Origin of the sequence: Pseudomonas sp. TNT2022 ID642 (assembly GCF_028656995.1) — a bacterium.
Lineage (GTDB): Bacteria > Pseudomonadota > Gammaproteobacteria > Pseudomonadales > Pseudomonadaceae > Aquipseudomonas.
On the sequence record NZ_JAMDGW010000018.1, the window covers coordinates 42,487 to 63,048 of the forward strand.

At 59.3% G+C, this 20,562-nt stretch carries 18 protein-coding genes; 9 read left to right on the forward strand and 9 right to left on the reverse strand.

Going from position 1 to position 20,562, the window contains the following annotated elements:
• Positions 1-5 precede the first annotated feature (5 nt).
• The gene (mfd, locus tag M5G26_RS17635; protein ID WP_273916075.1) at positions 6-3,455 is read right to left on the reverse strand and encodes a transcription-repair coupling factor; all 3,450 of its coding nucleotides are present in this window, start codon (positions 3,453-3,455) and stop codon (positions 6-8) included.
• Positions 3,456-3,809: 354 nt separating this feature from the next.
• Between mfd and M5G26_RS17640 the strand changes: the two genes are divergently transcribed.
• Positions 3,810-5,273, forward strand: coding sequence for a glyceraldehyde-3-phosphate dehydrogenase (locus M5G26_RS17640; protein ID WP_034156430.1), 1,464 nt, complete (start codon positions 3,810-3,812; stop codon positions 5,271-5,273).
• Between the two features lie 248 nt (positions 5,274-5,521).
• Here the strand turns inward: M5G26_RS17640 and M5G26_RS17645 are convergent, their stop codons facing one another.
• Entirely contained in the window at positions 5,522-6,823 is a 1,302-nt protein-coding gene (locus M5G26_RS17645) for an MFS transporter (protein WP_273916076.1), read from the reverse strand.
• A gap of 120 nt (positions 6,824-6,943) precedes the next feature.
• Between M5G26_RS17645 and M5G26_RS17650 the strand changes: the two genes are divergently transcribed.
• Entirely contained in the window at positions 6,944-7,930 is a 987-nt protein-coding gene (locus M5G26_RS17650; RefSeq protein WP_273916077.1) for an FAD:protein FMN transferase, read from the forward strand.
• Between the two features lie 197 nt (positions 7,931-8,127).
• Positions 8,128-9,522, forward strand: a complete 1,395-nt coding sequence (gene sthA / locus M5G26_RS17655; RefSeq protein WP_016986738.1) for a Si-specific NAD(P)(+) transhydrogenase — start codon at positions 8,128-8,130, stop codon at positions 9,520-9,522.
• Between the two features lie 42 nt (positions 9,523-9,564).
• Here the strand turns inward: sthA and M5G26_RS17660 are convergent, their stop codons facing one another.
• Both M5G26_RS17660 and M5G26_RS17665 read right to left on the reverse strand, forming a co-directional pair.
• Positions 9,565-10,287, reverse strand: a complete 723-nt coding sequence (locus M5G26_RS17660; protein ID WP_007910500.1) for a glycerophosphodiester phosphodiesterase — start codon at positions 10,285-10,287, stop codon at positions 9,565-9,567.
• A gap of 14 nt (positions 10,288-10,301) precedes the next feature.
• A complete protein-coding gene (locus M5G26_RS17665; RefSeq protein ID WP_038362242.1) occupies positions 10,302-10,883 on the reverse strand; it encodes a PilZ domain-containing protein in 582 nt (193 codons plus the stop codon).
• A gap of 94 nt (positions 10,884-10,977) precedes the next feature.
• Between M5G26_RS17665 and M5G26_RS17670 the strand changes: the two genes are divergently transcribed.
• The 3 genes from M5G26_RS17670 to M5G26_RS17680 all read left to right on the forward strand — a co-directional run bounded on the left by M5G26_RS17670 (position 10,978) and on the right by M5G26_RS17680 (position 14,227).
• The gene (locus tag M5G26_RS17670; RefSeq protein ID WP_034156426.1) at positions 10,978-12,228 is read left to right on the forward strand and encodes a lipoprotein-releasing ABC transporter permease subunit; all 1,251 of its coding nucleotides are present in this window, start codon (positions 10,978-10,980) and stop codon (positions 12,226-12,228) included.
• Positions 12,221-12,919 (forward strand): lipoprotein-releasing ABC transporter ATP-binding protein LolD, encoded by a 699-nt coding sequence (gene lolD / locus M5G26_RS17675; protein WP_007910506.1) that lies wholly within the window; start codon positions 12,221-12,223, stop codon positions 12,917-12,919. The genes M5G26_RS17670 and lolD overlap by 8 nt, the downstream gene beginning before the upstream one ends.
• A 63-nt stretch (positions 12,920-12,982) precedes the next feature.
• Complete coding sequence (locus M5G26_RS17680) at positions 12,983-14,227, forward strand: lipoprotein-releasing ABC transporter permease subunit (RefSeq protein ID WP_102902248.1); 1,245 nt, start codon at positions 12,983-12,985, stop codon at positions 14,225-14,227.
• Positions 14,228-14,346: 119 nt separating this feature from the next.
• On the opposite strand, the gene M5G26_RS17685 is transcribed toward M5G26_RS17680, so the two are convergent.
• Both M5G26_RS17685 and M5G26_RS17690 read right to left on the reverse strand, forming a co-directional pair.
• Positions 14,347-15,693, reverse strand: a complete 1,347-nt coding sequence (locus tag M5G26_RS17685) for a heavy metal sensor histidine kinase (protein ID WP_273916078.1) — start codon at positions 15,691-15,693, stop codon at positions 14,347-14,349.
• The gene (locus M5G26_RS17690; protein WP_273916079.1) at positions 15,693-16,373 is read right to left on the reverse strand and encodes a heavy metal response regulator transcription factor; all 681 of its coding nucleotides are present in this window, start codon (positions 16,371-16,373) and stop codon (positions 15,693-15,695) included. The genes M5G26_RS17685 and M5G26_RS17690 overlap by 1 nt, the downstream gene beginning before the upstream one ends.
• 164 nt (positions 16,374-16,537) lie before the next feature.
• Between M5G26_RS17690 and copI the strand changes: the two genes are divergently transcribed.
• Positions 16,538-17,065, forward strand: a complete 528-nt coding sequence (gene copI / locus M5G26_RS17695) for a copper-resistant cuproprotein CopI (RefSeq protein ID WP_134177049.1) — start codon at positions 16,538-16,540, stop codon at positions 17,063-17,065.
• Between the two features lie 61 nt (positions 17,066-17,126).
• On the forward strand, positions 17,127-17,957 hold the full coding sequence (queF, locus tag M5G26_RS17700) for an NADPH-dependent 7-cyano-7-deazaguanine reductase QueF (RefSeq protein WP_273916080.1): 831 nt from the start codon (positions 17,127-17,129) through the stop codon (positions 17,955-17,957).
• 188 nt (positions 17,958-18,145) lie between these two features.
• Here queF and M5G26_RS17710 read toward each other — a convergent pair whose 3' ends face one another.
• Both M5G26_RS17710 and M5G26_RS17715 read right to left on the reverse strand, forming a co-directional pair.
• Positions 18,146-18,409: a DUF4404 family protein gene (locus M5G26_RS17710; RefSeq protein ID WP_273916081.1), complete on the reverse strand. Its 264-nt coding sequence runs from the start codon at positions 18,407-18,409 to the stop codon at positions 18,146-18,148.
• A 108-nt stretch (positions 18,410-18,517) separates the two neighbouring features.
• Positions 18,518-19,138, reverse strand: coding sequence for an HAD family phosphatase (locus M5G26_RS17715; protein WP_273916082.1), 621 nt, complete (start codon positions 19,136-19,138; stop codon positions 18,518-18,520).
• A 198-nt stretch (positions 19,139-19,336) separates the two neighbouring features.
• Between M5G26_RS17715 and M5G26_RS17720 the strand changes: the two genes are divergently transcribed.
• The gene (locus M5G26_RS17720) at positions 19,337-20,026 is read left to right on the forward strand and encodes an MlaA family lipoprotein (RefSeq protein ID WP_038362262.1); all 690 of its coding nucleotides are present in this window, start codon (positions 19,337-19,339) and stop codon (positions 20,024-20,026) included.
• A gap of 52 nt (positions 20,027-20,078) precedes the next feature.
• Here M5G26_RS17720 and M5G26_RS17725 read toward each other — a convergent pair whose 3' ends face one another.
• Entirely contained in the window at positions 20,079-20,378 is a 300-nt protein-coding gene (locus tag M5G26_RS17725) for a PilZ domain-containing protein (protein WP_150694585.1), read from the reverse strand.
• Positions 20,379-20,562 lie beyond the last annotated feature (184 nt).

The window sequence follows — 20,562 nt, forward strand, 5'->3', positions numbered from 1 at the left end:
GTCCTTCAAACAGTTTTCGGGAGGAGGCGTTCAAATAGCGCCTCTACAGTATTAAAGCGCTCTTCCGGACGTTCCATCGGTACCTGGAATTTGAACATCGTTGCGCCTTCGAATTTGTAGCGTTTTGGCTGGCTCTGGATCAGCTTGATCAGTGTCATCGGGTCGACCGGCGTCTGCGCAGCAAACTCGATACGCCCACCTTGCGGGCCGCCATCGACTTTCTTGATGCCCAATTGCTCGGCCTGCAACTTCAGTGCTGTGATGCGCACCAGATTCTTCGTCGGTTCCGGCAGCAGGCCGAAGCGGTCGATCATCTCGACTTGCAGATCCTTCAAGCCTTCCTCGTCGGTGGCCGAAGCAATGCGCTTGTACAGGATCAGGCGCGCGTGAACATCCGGCAGGTAGTCTTCCGGAATCAGTGCAGGCACCCGCAAGTTGACTTCCGGGCCACCGCCCAGCGGCTGATCGAGGTTCGGTTGCTCGCCCTTGCGGATCGATTTCACCGCGCGCTCGAGCATTTCCATGTACAGCGTGAAGCCGACGGCTTGAATCTGCCCGCTCTGACCATCGCCGAGCAATTCGCCGGCACCACGGATTTCCAGGTCGTTGGTGGCCAGCACGAAACCGGCGCCGAGATCCTGAGTATTGGCAATTGCCTCAAGACGCTTTTCTGCATCCGAGGTGATTTGCTGGCGCGGCGGCGTCAGCAAGTAGGCGTAAGCCTGGTGGTGGCTACGGCCAACGCGACCGCGCAACTGGTGCAGTTGCGCCAGGCCGAACTTGTCGGCGCGCTCGATGATGATGGTGTTGGCGCTCGGCACGTCGATGCCGGTCTCGATAATGGTCGAGGCGATCAACACGTTGAAACGCTTGTGATAGAAGTCGCTCATCACCTGTTCGAGTTCGCGTTCGCGCATCTGTCCGTGACCGATGCCGATGCGTGCTTCCGGCACCAGTTCGGCGAGATCGGCGGCGCACTTCTCGATGGTTTTCACATCGTTGTGCAGGTAGTAAACCTGACCGCCGCGCAGCAGTTCGCGGAGCAGGGCTTCTTTGACCGTGCTCTTGTTCTGCTCCATGACGAAGGTGCGCACCGACAGGCGTCGTGCTGGCGGCGTGGCGATGATCGACAGGTCGCGCATGCCCGACACCGCCATGTTCAGCGTGCGCGGAATCGGTGTGGCGGTCAGCGTAAGAATGTCGACTTCGCTGCGCAGGGCCTTGAGCTGTTCTTTCTGACGGACACCGAAACGGTGCTCTTCGTCGATGATCACCAACCCGAGGTTTTTGATTTTGACGTCGTCGGACAGCAGCTTGTGCGTGCCGATGACGATGTCGATCTTGCCTTCCGCCAGATCGGCAATCGCCGCATTCACTTCCTTGGCCGATTTGAAGCGGCTCATGACTTCTACGGTCACCGGCCAGTCGGCGAAGCGGTCGCGGAAGCTGTTGTAGTGCTGCTGGGCGAGCAGGGTGGTCGGCACCAGAATCGCCACCTGACGACCGCCATGCACGGCGATGAACGCAGCACGCATCGCCACTTCGGTCTTGCCGAAGCCGACGTCGCCGCAGACCAGTCGATCCATTGGTTTCGGTGCGAGCATGTCTTCACGCACGGCTTCGATGGTCGACTGCTGATCCGGGGTTTCTTCGAACGGGAAACCAGCGCTGAACGTCGCGTAATCAGCTTTCGGGTCGGCAAATGCGTAACCCTCGCGAGCGGCGCGACGGGCGTAAATATCGAGCAATTCAGCGGCGACATCACGCACCTGTTCGGCGGCTTTGCGTTTGGCTTTCTGCCAGGTTTCCGAGCCGAGTCGGTGCAGCGGGGCCAAGGCATCGTCGCTGCCGGTGTAGCGCGCGATCAGATGCAGGTTGGCCACCGGCACGTAAAGCTTGGCGTTCTCGGCGTATTCGAGGGTGAGGAATTCGGCTGCCTGATTGTCGATTTCCAGAATGGTCAGGCCCAGATAGCGGCCGACACCGTGATCGATGTGCACCACCGGCGCGCCTTCGCGCAGCTCGGTGAGGTTCTTGATCACCGCGTCATTGCTGACGTCACTGCGTTTCTCGCGACGACGACGTTGCATCACGCGTTGGCCGAACAGCGGACTTTCCGCGACCAATGCCAGCGCCGGGTCATCCAGCATCAGACCTTCATCGAGCGGGGCAATGGTGATCGCCAGGCGATCCTTGCTCGCAACAAAGTCTGGCCAGCTGTCGACGGTTTTCGGTCGCAGCTTCAGGCGTTCGAGCAATTCCAGCAGCACTTCGCGACGGCCGGCGGATTCGGCGGTGAACAGCACGCGGCCGGGGAATTCATCAAGGAAGGTCGACAACGCCGCCAGCGGTTGCGTGGCTTTGGCTTCGATCGCCAGGTTCGGCAGCGCCTGCGCGGGGAATCGCTCGCGGCCGACGCCGGTTTCGACGTCTTGTTGGCTGGCGACCACACGCGGCCAACTCTTCAGTCGGGCGAAACAGTCTTCCACCGGCAGGAACAATTCCGCCGGTGGCAATAAAGGACGCGAAGGATCGACGCGGCGCTCTTCATAACGGTTGCGCACGTCGTTCCAGAAATTCTCCGCCGCTTGCTCGATGCCCGGCAGAGAGAACACCTGGGTGTCCTGCGGCAGGTAATCGAACAGGGTCGAGGTTTCGTCGAAGAACAGCGGCAGGTAGTACTCGATACCGGCCGGAGTGATGCCGCTGCTCAGATCCTGAAAGATCGGACAGCGACGGAAGTCGACGTCGAAACGCTCGCGGAAGCGCGCCTTGAAACGGGTGACCGCGTCTTTCTGCAGCGGAAACTCACGTGCTGGCAGCAGCTTGACCGAATCGACCTTGTCGATGGAGCGCTGGTTTTCCGGGTCGAAGGTGCGCAGGGTTTCGATTTCGTCATCGAACAGGTCGATGCGATACGGCAACTTGCTGCCCATCGGGAACAGGTCGATCAACGCACCACGCACGGTGAACTCACCGTGCTCATAAACCGTGTCGACGTAACGATAGCCACTGGCTTCGAGTCGCGAACGCATCTGTTCAACATCAAGCTTCTGCCCGACATCCAACACCAGGCTGCTACCGAGCAGGAACTTGGTCGGCGCCAAGCGGTGCAACGCTGTGGTGATCGGCACCACCAGCACGCCATGTTCCAGCTCGGGCAGCCTGTATAAGCTGGCGATGCGCTGGGAAATGATGTCCTGGTGCGGCGAGAACAGGTCGTACGGCAGGGTTTCCCAGTCGGGGAAATGCAGCACGGGCAAATCCGGGGCGAAGAAACTCAGCTCCTGTTCCAGTCGTTCAGCGCTCTGGCTGTCGGCGGTCAGTAGCAGGGTGAAGCGCTTGGCAGCGCTGGCAGCCTCGGCAATCGCCAGGCTGAGGGCAGCACCGGGCAGATTGCCCCAATGCTGTTTACCTGCCTCGGCAGGGAGTAGCGGTAGACGCAGAACGGGCACGGAAGGTTGAGCTCCAGGCTTTGCGACAAAGTCGGTAATTGTAGCGGCGTCGGGTGCCGCCTGTCAGTTGCAGACTACGTCTATCTTCGCTGTTTGGACGAAATGTAGTGGTAACCATAAAAACGAGCAGTTTTTTTGTGGTTATGTAGTGCCGAAACGGGGTGGTGTTACGGAGGGTTACAGACATCGTCTAACAGTCGTCGAAAAATTGACTGCGCTGAAAGCCCCGGTTTTACTGGGCTTGAGAGAGGCGTAATTTTTTTGAACGGAATTTTGTTACCGATTTCGCGACAAGCGCGCATTGCTACAGGAGGTTGTCGGCGGCATAATGTAGCCCCTTTTTTCTGCCCCTACATGTGGAAGGTTACCGTGACTCAGAAGCCCGACCAGTGTCTTGGTGAATGGATCGACCGTGAAGCACTCGCAGAAGCGATGATTCCGCTTATCGGTCAGCTCTACCGCAATAACAACGTGGTGAGCTCGATCTATGGCCGCAGCCTGATCAACCAGTCTGTCATCGCGATTCTCAAAGCTCACCGCTTTGCTCGCCACCGTTCTTCCGACGACAGCGAACTCTCCGTCCACGAAACATTCCCACTGCTCAAAGCCATGAGCGAGCTCAAGCTCGGCGCGGCTTCGGTAGATCTGGGCAAGTTGGCGTTCAAATTCCGTAACGAAGGCAATGGCCGCAGCGCCGAGCAATTCGTTCGTGAAGAAATGGCTGACGTGGTTGGCCAGCAAAACGCTTCCGCACGTAAAGGCACCGACGTTGTGCTGTACGGCTTCGGTCGTATCGGCCGTCTGCTGGCGCGCATCCTGATCGAAAAAACCGGTGGTGGCGACGGCCTGCGTCTGCGTGCCATCGTCGTGCGCAAAGGCGCCGAAAACGACCTGACCAAACGCGCCAGCCTGCTGCGTCGCGATTCGGTACACGGTTCGTTCAACGGCACCATTACCATCGACGAAGAAAACAACACCATCACCGCCAACGGTAACCTGATCCAGGTGATCTACGCGAAGAACCCGACTGAAGTGGATTACACCCAGTACGGCATCAAAGACGCGCTGCTGGTGGACAACACCGGTGTATGGCGTGACGCCGATGGCCTGGGTCAGCACTTGCAGTGCCCGGGTATCGACCGCGTGGTTCTGACCGCACCTGGCAAAGGCAAGCTGAAGAACATCGTTCACGGCATCAACCACGGTGAAATCACCGCTGATGACAAGATCGTCTCTGCCGCTTCCTGCACCACCAACGCCATCGTGCCGGTGCTGAAGGCTGTGAATGACAAGTTCGGCATCATCAACGGTCACGTCGAAACCGTTCACTCGTACACCAACGACCAGAACCTGATCGACAACTTCCACAAGGGCGATCGCCGTGGTCGTAGCGCCGCGCTGAACATGGTCATCACCGAGACCGGTGCTGCCACCGCTGCTGCCAAGGCCCTGCCTGAGCTGGCCGGCAAACTGACCGGTAACGCGATCCGTGTTCCAACGCCAAACGTGTCGATGGCCATTCTCAACCTGAACCTTGAGAAAGCCGCCACCCGTGAAGAGATGAACGAGTACCTGCGCTACATGGCGCTGCACTCCGATCTGCACAAGCAAATCGACTTCGTCAATTCGCAGGAAGTGGTTTCGACCGACTTCGTTGGCTCGCGCCACGCCGGTGTGGTCGACGCTGAAGCGACCATCGTGCAGGACAACCGCGTTGTTCTGTACGTCTGGTACGACAACGAGTTCGGTTACAGCTGCCAGGTTATCCGCGTGATGGAAGACATGGCAGGTGTAAACCCGCCAGCATTCCCGCGCTAAGCGATAGCTGCACATGAAAAAGCCCCGACCTAGGTCGGGGCTTTTTTGTTTGGGGGAAGATCAAAAGATCGCAGCCTTCGGCAGCTCCTACAGGAGATCGCATTGATTCTGTAGGAGCTGCCGAAGGCTGCGATCTTTGCTTTATGCCCTCATCGCTGGCAAGCCAGCTCCCACAGGTTTCTTGGTGAATTGCACAATTGCGTTAACACCCGAAACCCTGTGGGAGCTGGCTTGCCAGCGATAGCGTCCTATCGGGCGCCGCCGGGGATGGCCGCTTGCGCGGTACGCAGTTCATGCTTGTTGCCCCGGAACAGCACCAGCGTCGCAATCAGCCCCAACACCGCCGCGCCACTTAGCCAGATCCCCGGCGCAGCCTTGTTATCCAGCACATGAATCAGATACGTGCACGCCGCCGGGGTAAACCCGCCGAACGTCGCTGTCGCCAGGCTATAGGCCAGCGAGAACCCGGTCGTACGCACTTCCACCGGCATGATCTCGGTCAGCGCCACCACCATCGCGCCGTTATACGAGCCGTAGAGGAACGACAACCACAGCTCGACGATCAGCAGATGGCTGAAGCTCGGGTTCGCCACCAGCCACGACAGCGCTGGATATGCGGTGAGAATCGCCAGAATCGTCGCCGCCAGCAGTAGGGGTTTGCGTCCGATCTTGTCGGATACCGCGCCCATCACCGGCAACCAGAAGAAATTCGACAGGCCGATGCACACCGTCACCAACAGCGCGTCGAAGTCTGACAAATGCAGTTCAGCCTTGCCGAAGGTCGGGGTGTACGCGGTGATCAGGTAGAACGACACCGTGGTCATTACCACCAGCGCCATGCCGGCGATGACGATGCCAAAGTTCTGACCGATCGAGCGGACAATTTCCCGCAGGGTTGGGCGATGTTTCCTGGCCTCGAACTCTGGCGTTTCCTCCAGTGAGCGGCGAATGACAAAGATCACCGGCACAATCATGCAGCCGATCAGGAACGGCACGCGCCAGCCCCAATCACCCATTTGCTCCGGGCTCAGCCAGTGGTTGAGGCCGACCCCAAGGAGTCCGGCGAAGACCACTGCCGCTTGCTGACTCGCCGACTGCCAACTGACGAAGAAGCCCTTGCGGCCCGGTGTCGCGATCTCTGCCAGATACACCGACACGCCACCCAGCTCCACGCCGGCCGAGAAGCCTTGCAGCAAACGGCCAAACAGTACGAGCAGCGGTGCGGCAACGCCGAGGGTGGCGTAGCCCGGAACGCAGGCAATCAGCACCGTACCGGCGGCCATCAAGGCCAGCGTGATGATCAGCCCTTGGCGGCGGCCATGGCGGTCAATGTAAGCGCCGAGGAAAATCGCCCCCAATGGACGCATCAGAAAACCGGCACCGAAGGTCGCCAGCGCCAGCATCAGAGAAGCGAAGGCGCTGTCCGTCGGGAAGAAGGTCTTGGCGATGGCCGTGGCGTAGAAGCCGTAGACCATGAAGTCGAACATTTCGAGAAAGTTGCCGCTGACAACGCGAAAGATCGCTTTGCCTTTGCCCGTGGTGGTGGACATGTTCAGGTACTCACTATTGGATTTTGTATAAAGATGTTGCAGATCCTTTAATTCATAATGGCCGTCGCGGTTTTGCAGGGAGATGAATAATTGTTCACTGGACGATGGCGTGGGGTCGTGATGCTGGCTGGCCTTTTGGCCGGCTGCGGCAATGGCGATTCACTGGAAAGTTTCGGTGGCCCCACCATGGGCAGCACGTATTCGATCAAGTACGTGCGTCATGCAGGTGATCCAGATTCGTCGCAAGTTCGCAGCGAAGTGGAAGGCATCCTCGCCGAAGTCGACCGGCAGCTGTCCACCTATCGCAATGATTCAGACATCGAACGCTTCAATGCCTTGCCCGCGAACAGCTGTCAGAAAATGCCCGCATCGGTGCTCGAATTGATCCGCATCGGCGAACAGCTGTCAGTGCAAAGCGAAGGCTCCTACGACCTCACTGTCGAACCGCTGATGAATCTCTGGGGATTCGGCCCGCAAGGTCGCGAAGAAAGAGTCCCTGACGCTACAACGCTGGCCGATGTGCTGCAGCGCGTTGGCCATCAGCATCTGCACATCAATGGCGAGCAGTTGTGTAAAGACGCCGCCGTCGAAGTCGACTTCAACAGCATCGCCGCCGGTTATGCCGTCGACACCATCGCGGCCAGGCTCGACGCGCTGGGCATTCACGATTACCTCGCTGAAGCCACGGGAGAATTAAAGGCTAAAGGCAAGAAACTCGACGGCTCACCTTGGCGCATTGCCCTGGAAGAGCCTCGTGACGATCAGCAGGTCGCCGAGCGCATCATCAATGTCGACGGCTACGGCGTTTCTACCTCTGGCGACTACCGTAACTATTTCCTGCAGGACGGCCGGCGCTATTCCCACACCTTCGATGCCCGCACCGGTGCACCGGTCCTACACGATCTGGCGTCAGTCACGGTAATTCATCCTTCAGCGTTGATGGCCGATGGACTATCGACGCTGTTGCTGATTCTCGGCCCCGAAAGGGCGTGGGACTATGCCGAAAAACATGACATTGGTGCATTCTTTGTGATTCGTGCCGATACAGGTTTTGTCATCCGCACCAGTCAGGCGTTCGAGCGCCTCAGTGGCGCAAAAACTGACTGAGAACAATACGAAAGCTGGCGTTGTAGTGCAGGCAAAAGTAGCCTACGACGCGACCAAGGGTTAATGTGCGCGGCGTTGACGCTTCTATAGACTGTGTCCGGGTTCTTGATTGACCCCCAATTGTTCCTTCGCGCCGCCGTTCGGCGTGATTTAGCCGCCGGTGCTGCTGGCACCGCGGCCTGTTCTGAGGAGTACGCATGGCTGTCTACAACTACGACGTGGTGGTGCTGGGTTCCGGCCCGGCGGGAGAAGGCGCGGCAATGAACGCCGCCAAAGCAGGGCGCAAGGTCGCGATGGTCGACAGCCGTCGCCAGGTCGGCGGCAACTGCACCCACCTCGGCACCATCCCGTCCAAGGCACTGCGTCACTCGGTGCGGCAGATCATGCAGTTCAACACTAATCCTATGTTCCGGGCGATCGGCGAGCCGCGCTGGTTCTCCTTCCCGGATGTGTTGAAAAGCGCCGAGAAAGTCATTTCCAAACAAGTCGCTTCGCGTACCGGCTACTACGCCCGTAACCGCGTCGACGTATTCTTTGGCACCGGCAGCTTCGCCGACGAACAAACCATCGAAGTGGTCTGCGCCAACGGTGTGGTCGAAAAACTGGTGGCCAAGCACATCATCATCGCCACCGGCTCGCGCCCGTATCGCCCGGCGGACATCGATTTCCACCACCCGCGTATCTACGACAGCGACACCATCCTCAGCCTCAACCACACCCCGCGCAAACTGATCGTTTACGGCGCCGGCGTGATCGGTTGCGAATACGCGTCGATCTTCAGCGGTCTGGGTGTACTGGTCGAGCTGGTCGACAACCGTGGTCAGCTGCTGAGTTTCCTTGACTCGGAAATCTCCCAGGCGTTGAGCTATCACTTCAGCAACAACAACATCACCGTGCGCCACAACGAAGATTACGATCGCGTTGAAGGCGTCGACAACGGCGTGATCCTGCACCTGAAGTCTGGCAAGAAGATCAAGGCCGACGCCTTGCTCTGGTGCAACGGTCGTACCGGTAACACCGACCAGCTCGGTCTGGAAAACATCGGCGTCAAGGTCAACAGCCGTGGCCAGATCGAAGTCGACGAGGCTTACCGTACCTGCGTGCCGAACATCTACGGCGCCGGTGACGTGATCGGCTGGCCGAGCCTGGCCAGTGCCGCCCACGACCAAGGTCGTTCGGCTGCTGGCAGCATCGTTGATAACGGTAGCTGGCGCTTTGTGAATGACGTGCCGACCGGCATCTACACCATTCCGGAGATCAGCTCGATCGGCAAGAACGAGCAGGAGCTGACTCAGGCCAAAGTGCCGTATGAAGTGGGCAAGGCGTTCTTCAAGAGCATGGCGCGTGCGCAGATCGCCGGCGAGCCGCAAGGCATGCTGAAGATCCTGTTCCACCGTGAAACCCTGGAAGTGCTGGGCGTTCACTGCTTCGGTTACCAGGCTTCGGAGATCGTCCACATCGGTCAGGCGATCATGAGCCAGCCGGGCGAACTGAACACCCTGAAGTACTTCGTCAACACGACGTTCAACTACCCGACCATGGCTGAAGCCTATCGGGTAGCAGCGTACGACGGCCTCAACCGGCTTTTTTGACGGGCTCCGGCCGGTGGCCTGAGCCGGCCGGGGAGACCGATTTCAGCAATTCTCGAGGGTGGCAGTGGCCAAACCGGGAAAGTCTGTAATCAGGCTGTCAACGCCGAAGTCGGCGAGTCTGCGCATCAGCGCAGGCTCGTTGACGGTCCACACCGACACATGCAGCCCCTGACGCTGCGCCTTCTGCAGGCGTTCCGGCGTACACAGCGTCCAGTTCAGCGCGAGAATTTCACAGCCATAGCTGGCGGCGACCTTCAACGGGTCGAGCCAGGCGTATTCGGCGACCAGTCCGCGCGATACATCCGGCACCAGATCCAGCGCTGCTTTCAGCACTTCCCGCGAACTCGAGGTGATCGTCACCTTGTCGAGCAGGCCATGCCGTTGGGCCATTTCACGAATCGCCAGCACCGTGGTTGCCGCGCGAGTGCGTGAAGCGCTTTTGACTTCCAGTTGCCAGTGCTCGAAATCACACTTCTCGAACAGTTCTTCCAGCGTCGGAATCGGGCACGGCTTGATCCAGCCAGGACCGCCCTTGCGCGCGTCGTAAGTCACCAGCTCGGCCGCGGTGTGCTCGACGACCTTGCCACGCCGTTCCGTGGTGCGCTTGAGGGTCGGGTCGTGGATGACCATCAACTCGCCGTCCTTGGACAGGTGCAGATCGAGTTCGCATCGGCGCACGCCGTGCTTGAGACATTCCTGAAAACTGCTCAGGGTGTTTTCCGGTGCTTCGCCCTTGGCGCCGCGGTGGCCGTAGATGAGGGTCACGGTGCTTCCTTAAGTTAAATGCCAGATTCGTTCTGTTCGCGAGCCAGACGTCGTTCCTGTGCCTGCTTCTGCAAGATATAGCGGGCGAGCAACTGGCGCTGGGCGTCTGTCAAGTGTTCGAACTCGGTGCCGATGTCGTAGCCTTCGCCCTTGCGGTCGCAATGGGTCACGCGGGCGCGCAGCAGCAGGCCCAGCGCTTGCGGCATCAGCACCAGTTTCACCGACAGGTGTGCGCCGGTGGCGATCGGCGTCGGATACTGAAAGTCGATCCCGCCTTCAGAGATGATCACCGGTTGCGGCTCGCCGATATGGCCGAGCACGGTCAGGGCTACCACCTGGCTGAGCAGGTCGATGCGTTTGTTCTGCGATTTCAGGAACGCGGCAATGGCCCGATCGCGCTCGCTGATCTGGCGCAACAGGTGCTGCGACTCGAATTCGCTCAGGTGCAGTTCGCTGAGCAGGTTGAACAGTGGAGAAGCATCCTGCAACACTTCCTGGCCTGCGGCTTCGGGAGCAGACAGGGGCCGAATTTCCAGTGCGATCGTGTCCTCGATACGGTAGTATTCGCGGCGATCTTCTTCATCTAATGTCGACATGGCGAACCCATGGTAGCGGCGGTGGTCTGAGTGTAAAGCTGGTTATCGCCCCCCGCCACAAGGACGTTCCTTTTCCCTCCGAACAAGCCCCGACATGTTCAGACCTCTCTTCGTATTTATCGGCACGCGTTATACCCGTGCAAAGCGTCGCAATCATTTTGTGTCATTCATTTCCCTGACTTCGATGATCGGGCTCGCCCTTGGCGTGGTCGTGATGATCGTCGTGCTGTCGGTGATGAATGGCTTCGATCATGAGATGCGCACCCGCGTGCTGGGCATGGTGCCCCACGCGACCATTGAATCCACTGAGCCGATCAACGATTGGCAAAGCCTGGCGACCCAGGTCAAACAGAACCCGCAGGTGACGGCGGTAGCGCCGTTTACGCAGATGCAGGGCCTGCTGACCAATAACGGTCAGGTGTCCAAGGTGTTGCTCAACGCCATCGACCCTGCGCTCGAGCGCAACGTGTCGATCATCGACAACTTCATGAAGCAGGGCAAACTCGACGATTTGACGCCGGGCAGCTTCGGCATCGTCATCGGCGACAAGGCCGCGACCAAGCTCGGCGTGGGCATCGGTGACAAAGTCACCTTCGTCGCGCCGGAGGTGAGCGTGACCCCGGCCGGGATGTTCCCGCGCATGAAGCGCTTCACCGTTGTGGGTATTTTCCATGTCGGCGCTGGCGAACTCGATGGCTATCTGGGCGTCACCAACCTGCAGGATCTGGCGAAGATGCACCGCTGGAAGCCTGATCAGGTGCAGGGCATTCGCCTGAAGTTCGACGACCTGTTCCAGGCACCGCGCGTAGCATGGAACATCGCCCAGCAACTCGGCGAAGACCATTACTACGCCCGCGACTGGACGCGCACCCACGGCAATCTGTATCAGGCGATCCGCATGGAAAAAGCCATGATCGGCCTGCTGCTGTTGCTGATCGTTGCCGTGGCTGCGTTCAACATCATTTCCACACTGGTGATGGTGGTCAACGACAAGAAGGGCGACATCGCCATTCTGCGCACCTTGGGCGCGACGCCGGGCACGATCATGCGCACGTTCATGGTGCAAGGCACGGTGATCGGTGTGGTCGGCACGGCGATTGGCGCGGTGGTCGGCATTTTCGCGGCGCTTAATGTCAGCGCGGCGATCTCGGCACTGGAAGGCCTGATCGGCCACAAATTCCTTAATGCTGACGTGTATTTCATTGATTATCTTCCGTCGCAGGTGCAGAGCCAGGATGTGGTCATGGTCTGCGCCGCTGCGTTGGTCCTGAGTTTCCTCGCCACCCTGTATCCCGCCTGGCGTGCCGCGCGCACCCAGCCGGCGGAGGCGCTACGTTATGAGTGAGTCGGGCATGAGTGAACAAGCAATCTTGAGCTGCCGTAACCTGGGCAAATCCTACGAGGAAGGCCCGGAATCGGTAGAAGTACTGGCCGGCCTGCAACTGGAGTTGCACCCGGGCGAGCGTGTCGCGATCGTCGGCACCTCGGGTTCGGGCAAAAGTACTTTGCTCAACCTGCTCGGCGGCCTCGATACGCCAACCAAGGGCAGCGTCTGGCTCGACGGTGAAGAGCTGTCGGCACTGAGCGAGAAGAAGCGTGGCCTGCTGCGTAACCGTGCGCTCGGTTTCGTTTACCAGTTTCACCACTTGCTGCCGGAATTCACTGCGCTGGAAAACGTCTGCATGCCGCTGTTGATCGGCAAGACGCCGATCCCGGAAGCCCGTCAGCGTGCCACGGCACTGCTGGAGCGCGTCGGCCTCGGTCATCGCCTGGAGCACAAACCGGCGGAACTGTCCGGCGGTGAACGTCAGCGTGTGGCCATCGCCCGCGCCCTGGTGAACAAGCCGGGCTTGGTGATGCTCGATGAGCCGACTGGCAACCTCGACTCGCACACCGCGCAAGGTATTCAGGATTTGATGCTGGAACTCAGCACCTCGATGCGCACGGCGTTCCTGGTGGTGACCCACGACATGAACCTGGCCCGCCAGATGGATCGCGTACTGCACCTGCAAGAAGGTTGCCTCACGCCTATCTGATTGGCTGAAACCCGGCGCCTGCAAAGGCGTCGGGTCTTTTATTTTTATACGGTGCCCCAGCGAATGTTCAGACCGTTATCGATCTTTATCGGCACGCGCTATACCCGCGCCAAGCGCCGCAATCGCTTTGTTTCGTTCATTTCGATGACCTCGATGATCGGCCTCGCCCTCGGCGTGCTGGCGATGATCGTGGTGTTGTCGGTGATGAACGGCTTCCAGCGCGAAATGAGCTCGCGCATCCTCGGCATGGTGCCGCACGCGACCATCGTTGGCGTCAAGCCGATCGATGACTGGCAGCCAGTGGCCGCCGCCGCGATGAAAAATCCTGAAGTGACTGCCGCCGTGCCGTTCACCGAGATGGAAGGCATGCTCTCCTATAAGGGCCTGATGCAGCCGATCCAGATCAGTGGCGTCGATCCGGCGCAGGAAGGCAAGGTGTCGATCGTTGCCCAGCACATTGTGCAGGGGCGTCTGGATGCCTTGAAACCGGGCGAGTTCGGCGTGGTGATTGGTGAAATCACTGCACGACGTTTCCGCCTCAATGTTGGCGACAAAATCACCCTGATCGTCCCGGAAGTCAGCACCGCGCCGGGTGGCATCACCCCGCGTATGCAGCGACTGAACGTGGTCGGCGTGTTCAAGGTTGGCGCCGAACTGGACGGCTCGATGGGCCTGATCCATGTGGCTGACGCCGCGACCATGCAGCACTGGGAGCCGAATCAGGTACAGAGCGTGCGTCTGGCGGTGAAAGACCTGTACGCCGCGCCGAAAGTCTCCTCGGACATCGCTGCCGGGTTGGGCGCCGAGTTCAAGGCTGATGACTGGACCCACACCCAGGGCAGCCTGTTCAGCGCGATGAAAATGGAAAAAACCATGATCGGCCTGTTGTTGCTGATGATCGTCGCGGTGGCGGCGTTCAACATCATCGCGACCCTGATCATGGTGGTGAACGACAAGGGCGCGGACATCGCGATTTTGCGTACCATCGGCGCCACGCCACGGCAGATCATGGCGATCTTCATGGTGCAGGGCACGGTGATCGGCATTGTCGGCACCATTATTGGCGGCGTATTGGGTGTGATCGCCGCGCTGAATGTCAGTCAGATCGTGGGCTGGATCGAGCGAGTCAGCGGGCAGCACATCTTCAGTTCCGATGTGTATTTCGTCAGCAATTTGCCGTCGGAATTGCAGGGTGGGGATGTGCTGTTGATTTGCTCGGCGGGCTTTATCCTGAGCTTCTTGGCGACGGTGTATCCGGCGTGGCGGGCGGCGAAGATCGAGCCGGCTCACGCGCTGAGATATTCGTAAGCGATTCCATGCTCGTTCCCACGCAGAGCGTGGGAATGCCTCAACGGACGCTCCGCGTTCGGCTCTGGAAGGGACGCGGAGCGTCCCGGGCTGCATTCCCACGCAGAGCGTGGGAACGATCAGGTTCGAGGCAACTCAATCACAAACCGCGTCCATCCCGCCTCTGATTCGCAATGAATCTGCCCTCCATGGGCTCGGATGATCGACTGAGTAATCGCCAGCCCCAATCCCGCATGCTCACTGCTGCCTTCCTGTCGCGCCGGATCGGCCCGATAAAATCGATCAAACAGGCGTGGCAACAACTGCGCAGAAACTCCCTCGCCACTGTTTTCGATTGAAATACGCACTGCGCTCGCTTGATCAACGATCCGCAAGCTCACATAGCCCTCAGCCGGGGTAAACCGCAGCGCGTTATCCAGCAGATTCGACAAGGCCCGGCGCAACATACTGCGATCACCTGCGATCCGCGCATTGCCCTCACGGCTCAGCTTGACCCCGGCGTCCTCCGCCAGCGGCGCAAAAAACTCCAGCAACACATCGGTCTCGTCCGCCAGTTCCAGCGCTTCGCGCTTGGGCATCAGCAAACCGTGGTCCGCCTTGGCCAGGTACAACATGTCGTTGACCAATTGCGCCATCCATTGCAGCTCTTCGAGGTTGCTGTGCAGCGCTTCGCGGTAATCCTCGATCGGCCGAGGGCGGGTGAGGGTGACTTGAGTGTGGGTCAGCAGGTTCGACAGCGGCGTGCGCAGTTCATGGGCGATGTCGGCGGAAAACGCCGAGAGCCGCTGAAACGAGTCGTCGAGGCGTGCGAGCATGGCGTTGAAGCTGTGGGCCATTTCCGCAAGCTCGGGTGGCATTTGCGCTTCCGGCAGTCGGGCATTCAGCGATTGTGCGGAAATCCCACGCGCGACCGCGCTCATGCGCCGCAACGGACGCAAGCCGCTGCGTGCGGCCCAGGCACCGAGCAAAGCGGTGGCCAGCGCTGACAGCCCGACCGTCAGCCAGATCAGATGCTGCATGCGTTGCAGAAAATGCTGGTGATGGGTGATGTCCAGCAGCAAGTTCAATTGCGGTGAATCGGCTTTTTCCGGGTAGAGCGGGGCGTTGAGCACGCGATAGTCGGTGCCGTCGTGACTCACGGTCGACAGGCCGGATTCTGGCGGCAAATCCTGGGGAATCTGCGTCGAACTGTCGTACCAGCGTTGGCCGTCACTGCCGGTGATGCGCAGCGACAGATCGGCCTGACGACTCAGCTCATCCGCCAGCCGCGCCTCACGTTGAGCGGGTTGAACATCCTGCAAGGCGCGGCGCAGGCCAATCAGCTTACCGTCGAGTTGCTGCTGGTCGAGTTCGATGAAGTGCGCCTCGCTGGCGCGGTTGAACAGCACGCCGGCAAACAGTGAAACCACGGCGGTGCAGGCGGCAAACAACAAAGCCAGGCGCGAACTCAGGGACAACCGGCGCATCAGGCGCAACGCTCTTCGAGCACGTAACCCATGCCGCGCACGGTGTGGATCAGTTTGTTGGGGAACTCATCGTCGATTTTCAGGCGCAAACGGCGGATCGCCACTTCGATGACATTGGTGTCGCTGTCGAAATTCATGTCCCAGACTTGCGAGGCGATCAGCGATTTTGGCAGCACCTCACCCTGACGGCGGAGGAGCATTTCCAATAGCGCGAATTCCTTGGCGGTCAGGTCGATGCGCTGACCGCTGCGTTCAACCCGGCGGCGGATCAGATCCAGGCGCAGGTCGGCCAATTGCAGACTGGTTTCCTGTTGTGTAGCGCTGCCGCGACGCAACAGGCTGCGCACCCGCGCCAGCAGTTCGGAGAAAGCGAAGGGCTTGACCAGATAGTCGTCGGCACCGAGTTCGAGGCCATGAACCCTGTCTTCCACGGCGTCTTTGGCCGTGAGAAAAAGTACCGGCGTATCCAGCCCGGCGCTGCGCACCGCTTGCAGAATCTGCCAGCCGCTGCGCCCCGGCAGCATCACGTCGAGGATCAGCAGCGCGTAATCACCGCTCAGCGCCAGTTGCTGACCACTGTTGCCGTCGGCCACCAGTTCCGTATTGAACCCGGCCTCGGTCAGGCCCTGGCGCAGGTATTGGCCGGTTTTCGCTTGGTCTTCGACGATCAACAGTTTCATGGGCGACTCGGTTTTGTTCGGGGTGTAGAAACGAAAGCTTTATACCTTGAGAGCAGGCGACAGGCGCCAACCTGACAAAGTTGTAATCTGCCTGTCAGGTAGTTGCCAGCGCCGGCCGGCTAAAGTTTCCCACAGGCTGAACCTTATCTTGTTGGAGAACGACCATGTTTTTACGCCAATCCCTGGCCATCTGTTTGTTGGCAATGAGTTCGACGGCGTTTGCAGCTCCCGCGCACACCTATGATTTCGGCCAGCCAGCGCCTGCCGCCAAAGCCTCGCGCAGCATTGAAGTGGTGTTGAACGACATGTCGTTCGATCCCAAGACCATTCAGATCAAGGCCGGTGAGACCGTTCGTTTTGTGCTGGTGAATAAAGGTCAGTTGTTGCACGAATTCAACCTCGGTGACGCGGCAATGCACGCCAAACACCAGCAGGAAATGTTGCAGATGCAGCAAAGCGGCATGCTCACGCCTACCGGCATGAAGGAAATGTCCCACGATATGGCCGGCATGGATCACGCAGCGATGGGCCATGGCATGAAGCACGATGATCCCAACAGTGTGTTGGTCGAGCCGGGCAAAACCGCCGAGCTGACCTGGACCTTCAGCAAGGCCACCAGTCTGGAATTCGCCTGCAATATTCCCGGGCATTATCAGGCGGGCATGGTCGGCAAACTGACTGTCAGTCAGTAAGCACTCAAAGGCGCGGGCAAAGGCTGGTAGAATCCGCTGATTCTTCAGTCAGGTTTCCGCCATGCATCCCGCAGCCGAACATTCGCCGCTGGGCAAATCCAGCGAATACATCGCCACGTACACGCCGTCCCTGCTGTTCCCGATTCCGCGCACCGCGAAATGGGCCGAACTGGGCCTGACCGCCGAAACCCTGCCGTATAAAGGTGTGGATTTCTGGAACTGCTTCGAGTTGTCGTGGCTGCTGCCGTCGGGTAAACCGGTGGTGGCGATCGGCGAATTCAGCATCCCGGCGGATTCGCCGAATATCATCGAATCGAAGTCGTTCAAGTTGTATTTGAACTCGCTGAACCAGACGGCGTTTGCCGACGTCACTTCTTTGGAAGCAACGCTGGTCAAAGACCTTTCTGCCGCTGCCGGCAAACCGGTGGGCGTGCGGGTTCGCAGCCTGAAGGACGTGGAGGCAGAAGGCGTCGTGGCATTGCCGGGCGTGTGCATCGACGATCTGGATATCAGCGTCAGCAACTATGAACATCCGCGCCCGGAATTGCTGCGTTGCGATGATTCGCGGATTGTTGAGGGGACGGTGTATAGCCATCTGCTCAAATCCAACTGCCCGGTCACCAGTCAGCCGGACTGGGGCACGGTGGTGGTGGAGTATCGTGGCTCGGCGCTGGATCACGCGAGCTTGTTGGAATATATCGTCAGCTTCCGCCAGCACTCTGACTTTCATGAGCAGTGTGTGGAGCGGATTTTCCTTGATCTGCAACGACTGCTGAAGCCAGAAAAGCTGACGGTATTTGCACGTTATGTGCGTCGCGGTGGTCTGGATATCAACCCGTATCGCAGCACTGAAAGCGTACAGCTGCCGAATCACCGCCTGGTGCGTCAATAAAGACCCGGAATGTGCGATATCCAATGTGGGAGCGAGCCTGCTCGCGAATACGGTGTGTCAGTCAAGGATGATGTCGATTGACACGACGCCTTCGCGAGCAGGCTCGCTCCCACAGGGGACGGTGTTTCAAGTCCGGAAATGAAAAAGCCCTGCCAGTGATGGCAGGGCTTTTTGTGTTTCGGGGGGAATCAGATCCCCATGCTGCCCAGCGCGTTGACGATATTGCGCAGGGTGCCGGCGATGGCCGGGTGTTCGAGTTCGAAGCGATCAACCGCCAGATTGACGCCGTCGGCGATGCTGGCGTCTTGCGTAGCACTTTCCAGTTGAATTTCGGATTCAATCTGCGCCATCAGCTCTCGCAAATCTTGGCGTTCGACTTCTGTCAGCGGCGGATTCTGCTCCAGCTGCTCGCGCAGGGTATCGAGCTGTTTTTGCAGTTCTTGGGCGGGCATGGTGGTTTCCTTTTATCAATAGGCACTGGCATTGACCGCAGCCACGCGCCAAAGGTCTATGGCTGACCTTTAGATTAATCCACTCCCGGCAAACCTGCATGATCCCGATCAGGGCTTTTCGCCTTTGAGGCGGCGCAGGCTGATATCGGCCAGACAAGTGTCGAGTTCGCCCAGATGATCGATCACCGAATGCACGCCCAGCCCGAATAACTGCACGGTCGCCTTGCCACGCAGTTGTTCGCGTTCTCTCTGGCTCAAGGCTTGCCATTCGCCCGGTGCCAGGCCGCACAGCGAGCCGCAGGAGGCGAGGCCGATGGTCCACAGCCCGGCGTTCAGGCCGGCCTGCAGCAGGCGCGGTTCGCCACTGACCAGCACGCAGCCGTCCAGACAACCGACGTTCAGGTCCATCAAGGCTTGCCAGCAGGCATTCGGCGCAGGCCACGGATTGAGTGTTGCCGAATGTTGCGCAGGTTTGATTGACGCCGGCAGTGAGGCCGACAACGATTGGGCGAGGGCAGGGGGCAGTTCATCCAGCCACGCGCAGGGAATCTGCTGGCGCTGCAAATTGTGCAGGCTGTCGAGCGCGCCCGGTGTGGCCTCGGCATGCTCGGGCAGGGCGATGGCCTGTTGGCGGGCGCGACCACCGAAATCTACCAGACAGCCGCTGAGTCCAAACAGTACGGCCGTCAGTCTGGACGTGGCGACGGGCAAGGTTTCGGCATGTGACATGGCAACGTCCCTGAAATAGCGATAAGGCTAGTCATTCCAGGTGACAGTTGCGTGACGGCTATGTGAAGCGCGGCGTGGGAAGCGTCCTACAACTTTGCACAATTGGCCGACTGTCCAAACCGGCGTTTACGCTTATACTAGCGACCTTAATGCCCGGACTCCGATGTCCGCGACAGTACAAATCCAAGGAGTTTTTCTATGCGCTGGAGCTATCCGCTCGCTCAGCTAAGTGTATGTGCCGGCCTGTTGCTGGCGCCGTTCGCCACTCAGGCGGCAACGGAAGAAGACCCTTGGGAAAGCGTCAACCGCCCGATTTTCCAGTTCAACGACTTCGTTGACACTTACGCGCTGAAGCCATTGGCCCAGGGCTATGAGTTTGTCACGCCGCAGTTCCTTGAAGACGGCATCCACAACATGTTCCGCAACGTCGGTGACGTCACCAACCTTGCCAACAATATCCTGCAGGCCAAACCGGCTGCTGCTGGCGTCGACACTGCCCGCCTGATCTTCAACACCACTTTTGGCCTGCTCGGTTTCTTCGATGTCGGCACCAAAATGGGCCTGAACCGTAGCGACGAAGACTTCGGTCAGACCCTCGGTTACTGGGGCGTAGGCAGCGGTCCGTACGTGATGCTGCCGTTGATGGGGCCGAGCACATTGCGCGATGCGCCTTCCAAGTACGTCGACAGCTACACCGGTATGTACCGCTACATCGACCACGTGCCTACGCGTAACTCGATCTTCGGTCTGAACATCGTCGACACCCGCGCCAGCCTGCTGTCGAGCGAGAAGCTGATCAGCGGCGACAAGTACACCTTCATCCGCAACGCATACTTGCAGAACCGCGAGTTCAAAGTGAAGGATGGCCAGGTCGAAGACGATTTTTAATCTCGACCGGTAAAAACAAAGGCGACCTCAGGGTCGCCTTTTTTGTGTGCAGCTATTTCATCTTCAGGATGGTCAGGCCGAGCTTCTGGCCGCCGCCATCCTGTGGCCTGACCCAGACCACTTCGGTCTCGGCTTCAAGGCCGCTGAGTGCGGCGTGATCGGAGTCGATGCGCACGCTCAAACGGTCGCCGACCGCGAACTGGCGCGGTGCTTCGACCTGCATGCCACTGCTGGAGAGGTCGATGCAAACGCCTGAAACCTCATCTCCTTCATGAATCAACACGACATCGGCATCGACCCGCATGCGGATGAAATCGCGCTTTTCGCTGTAGTCCCGACTGGTTTGACTCATAGGTTCGTCCTTCCATTGGGTTACGGTTTGAGCTGTTCTTATAACTCTCGGTGATTTGACAAGTAAAGTCGTCAAGCGACCATCGGCGCATGCTTGAAACGCTCTGCGGATGGGAGTACCGTCTGCGCCTTAGAAGGGCACCTCTGGTGTAACCGCGTTTGCAGCCAATGCTCGAAAGCGGTGC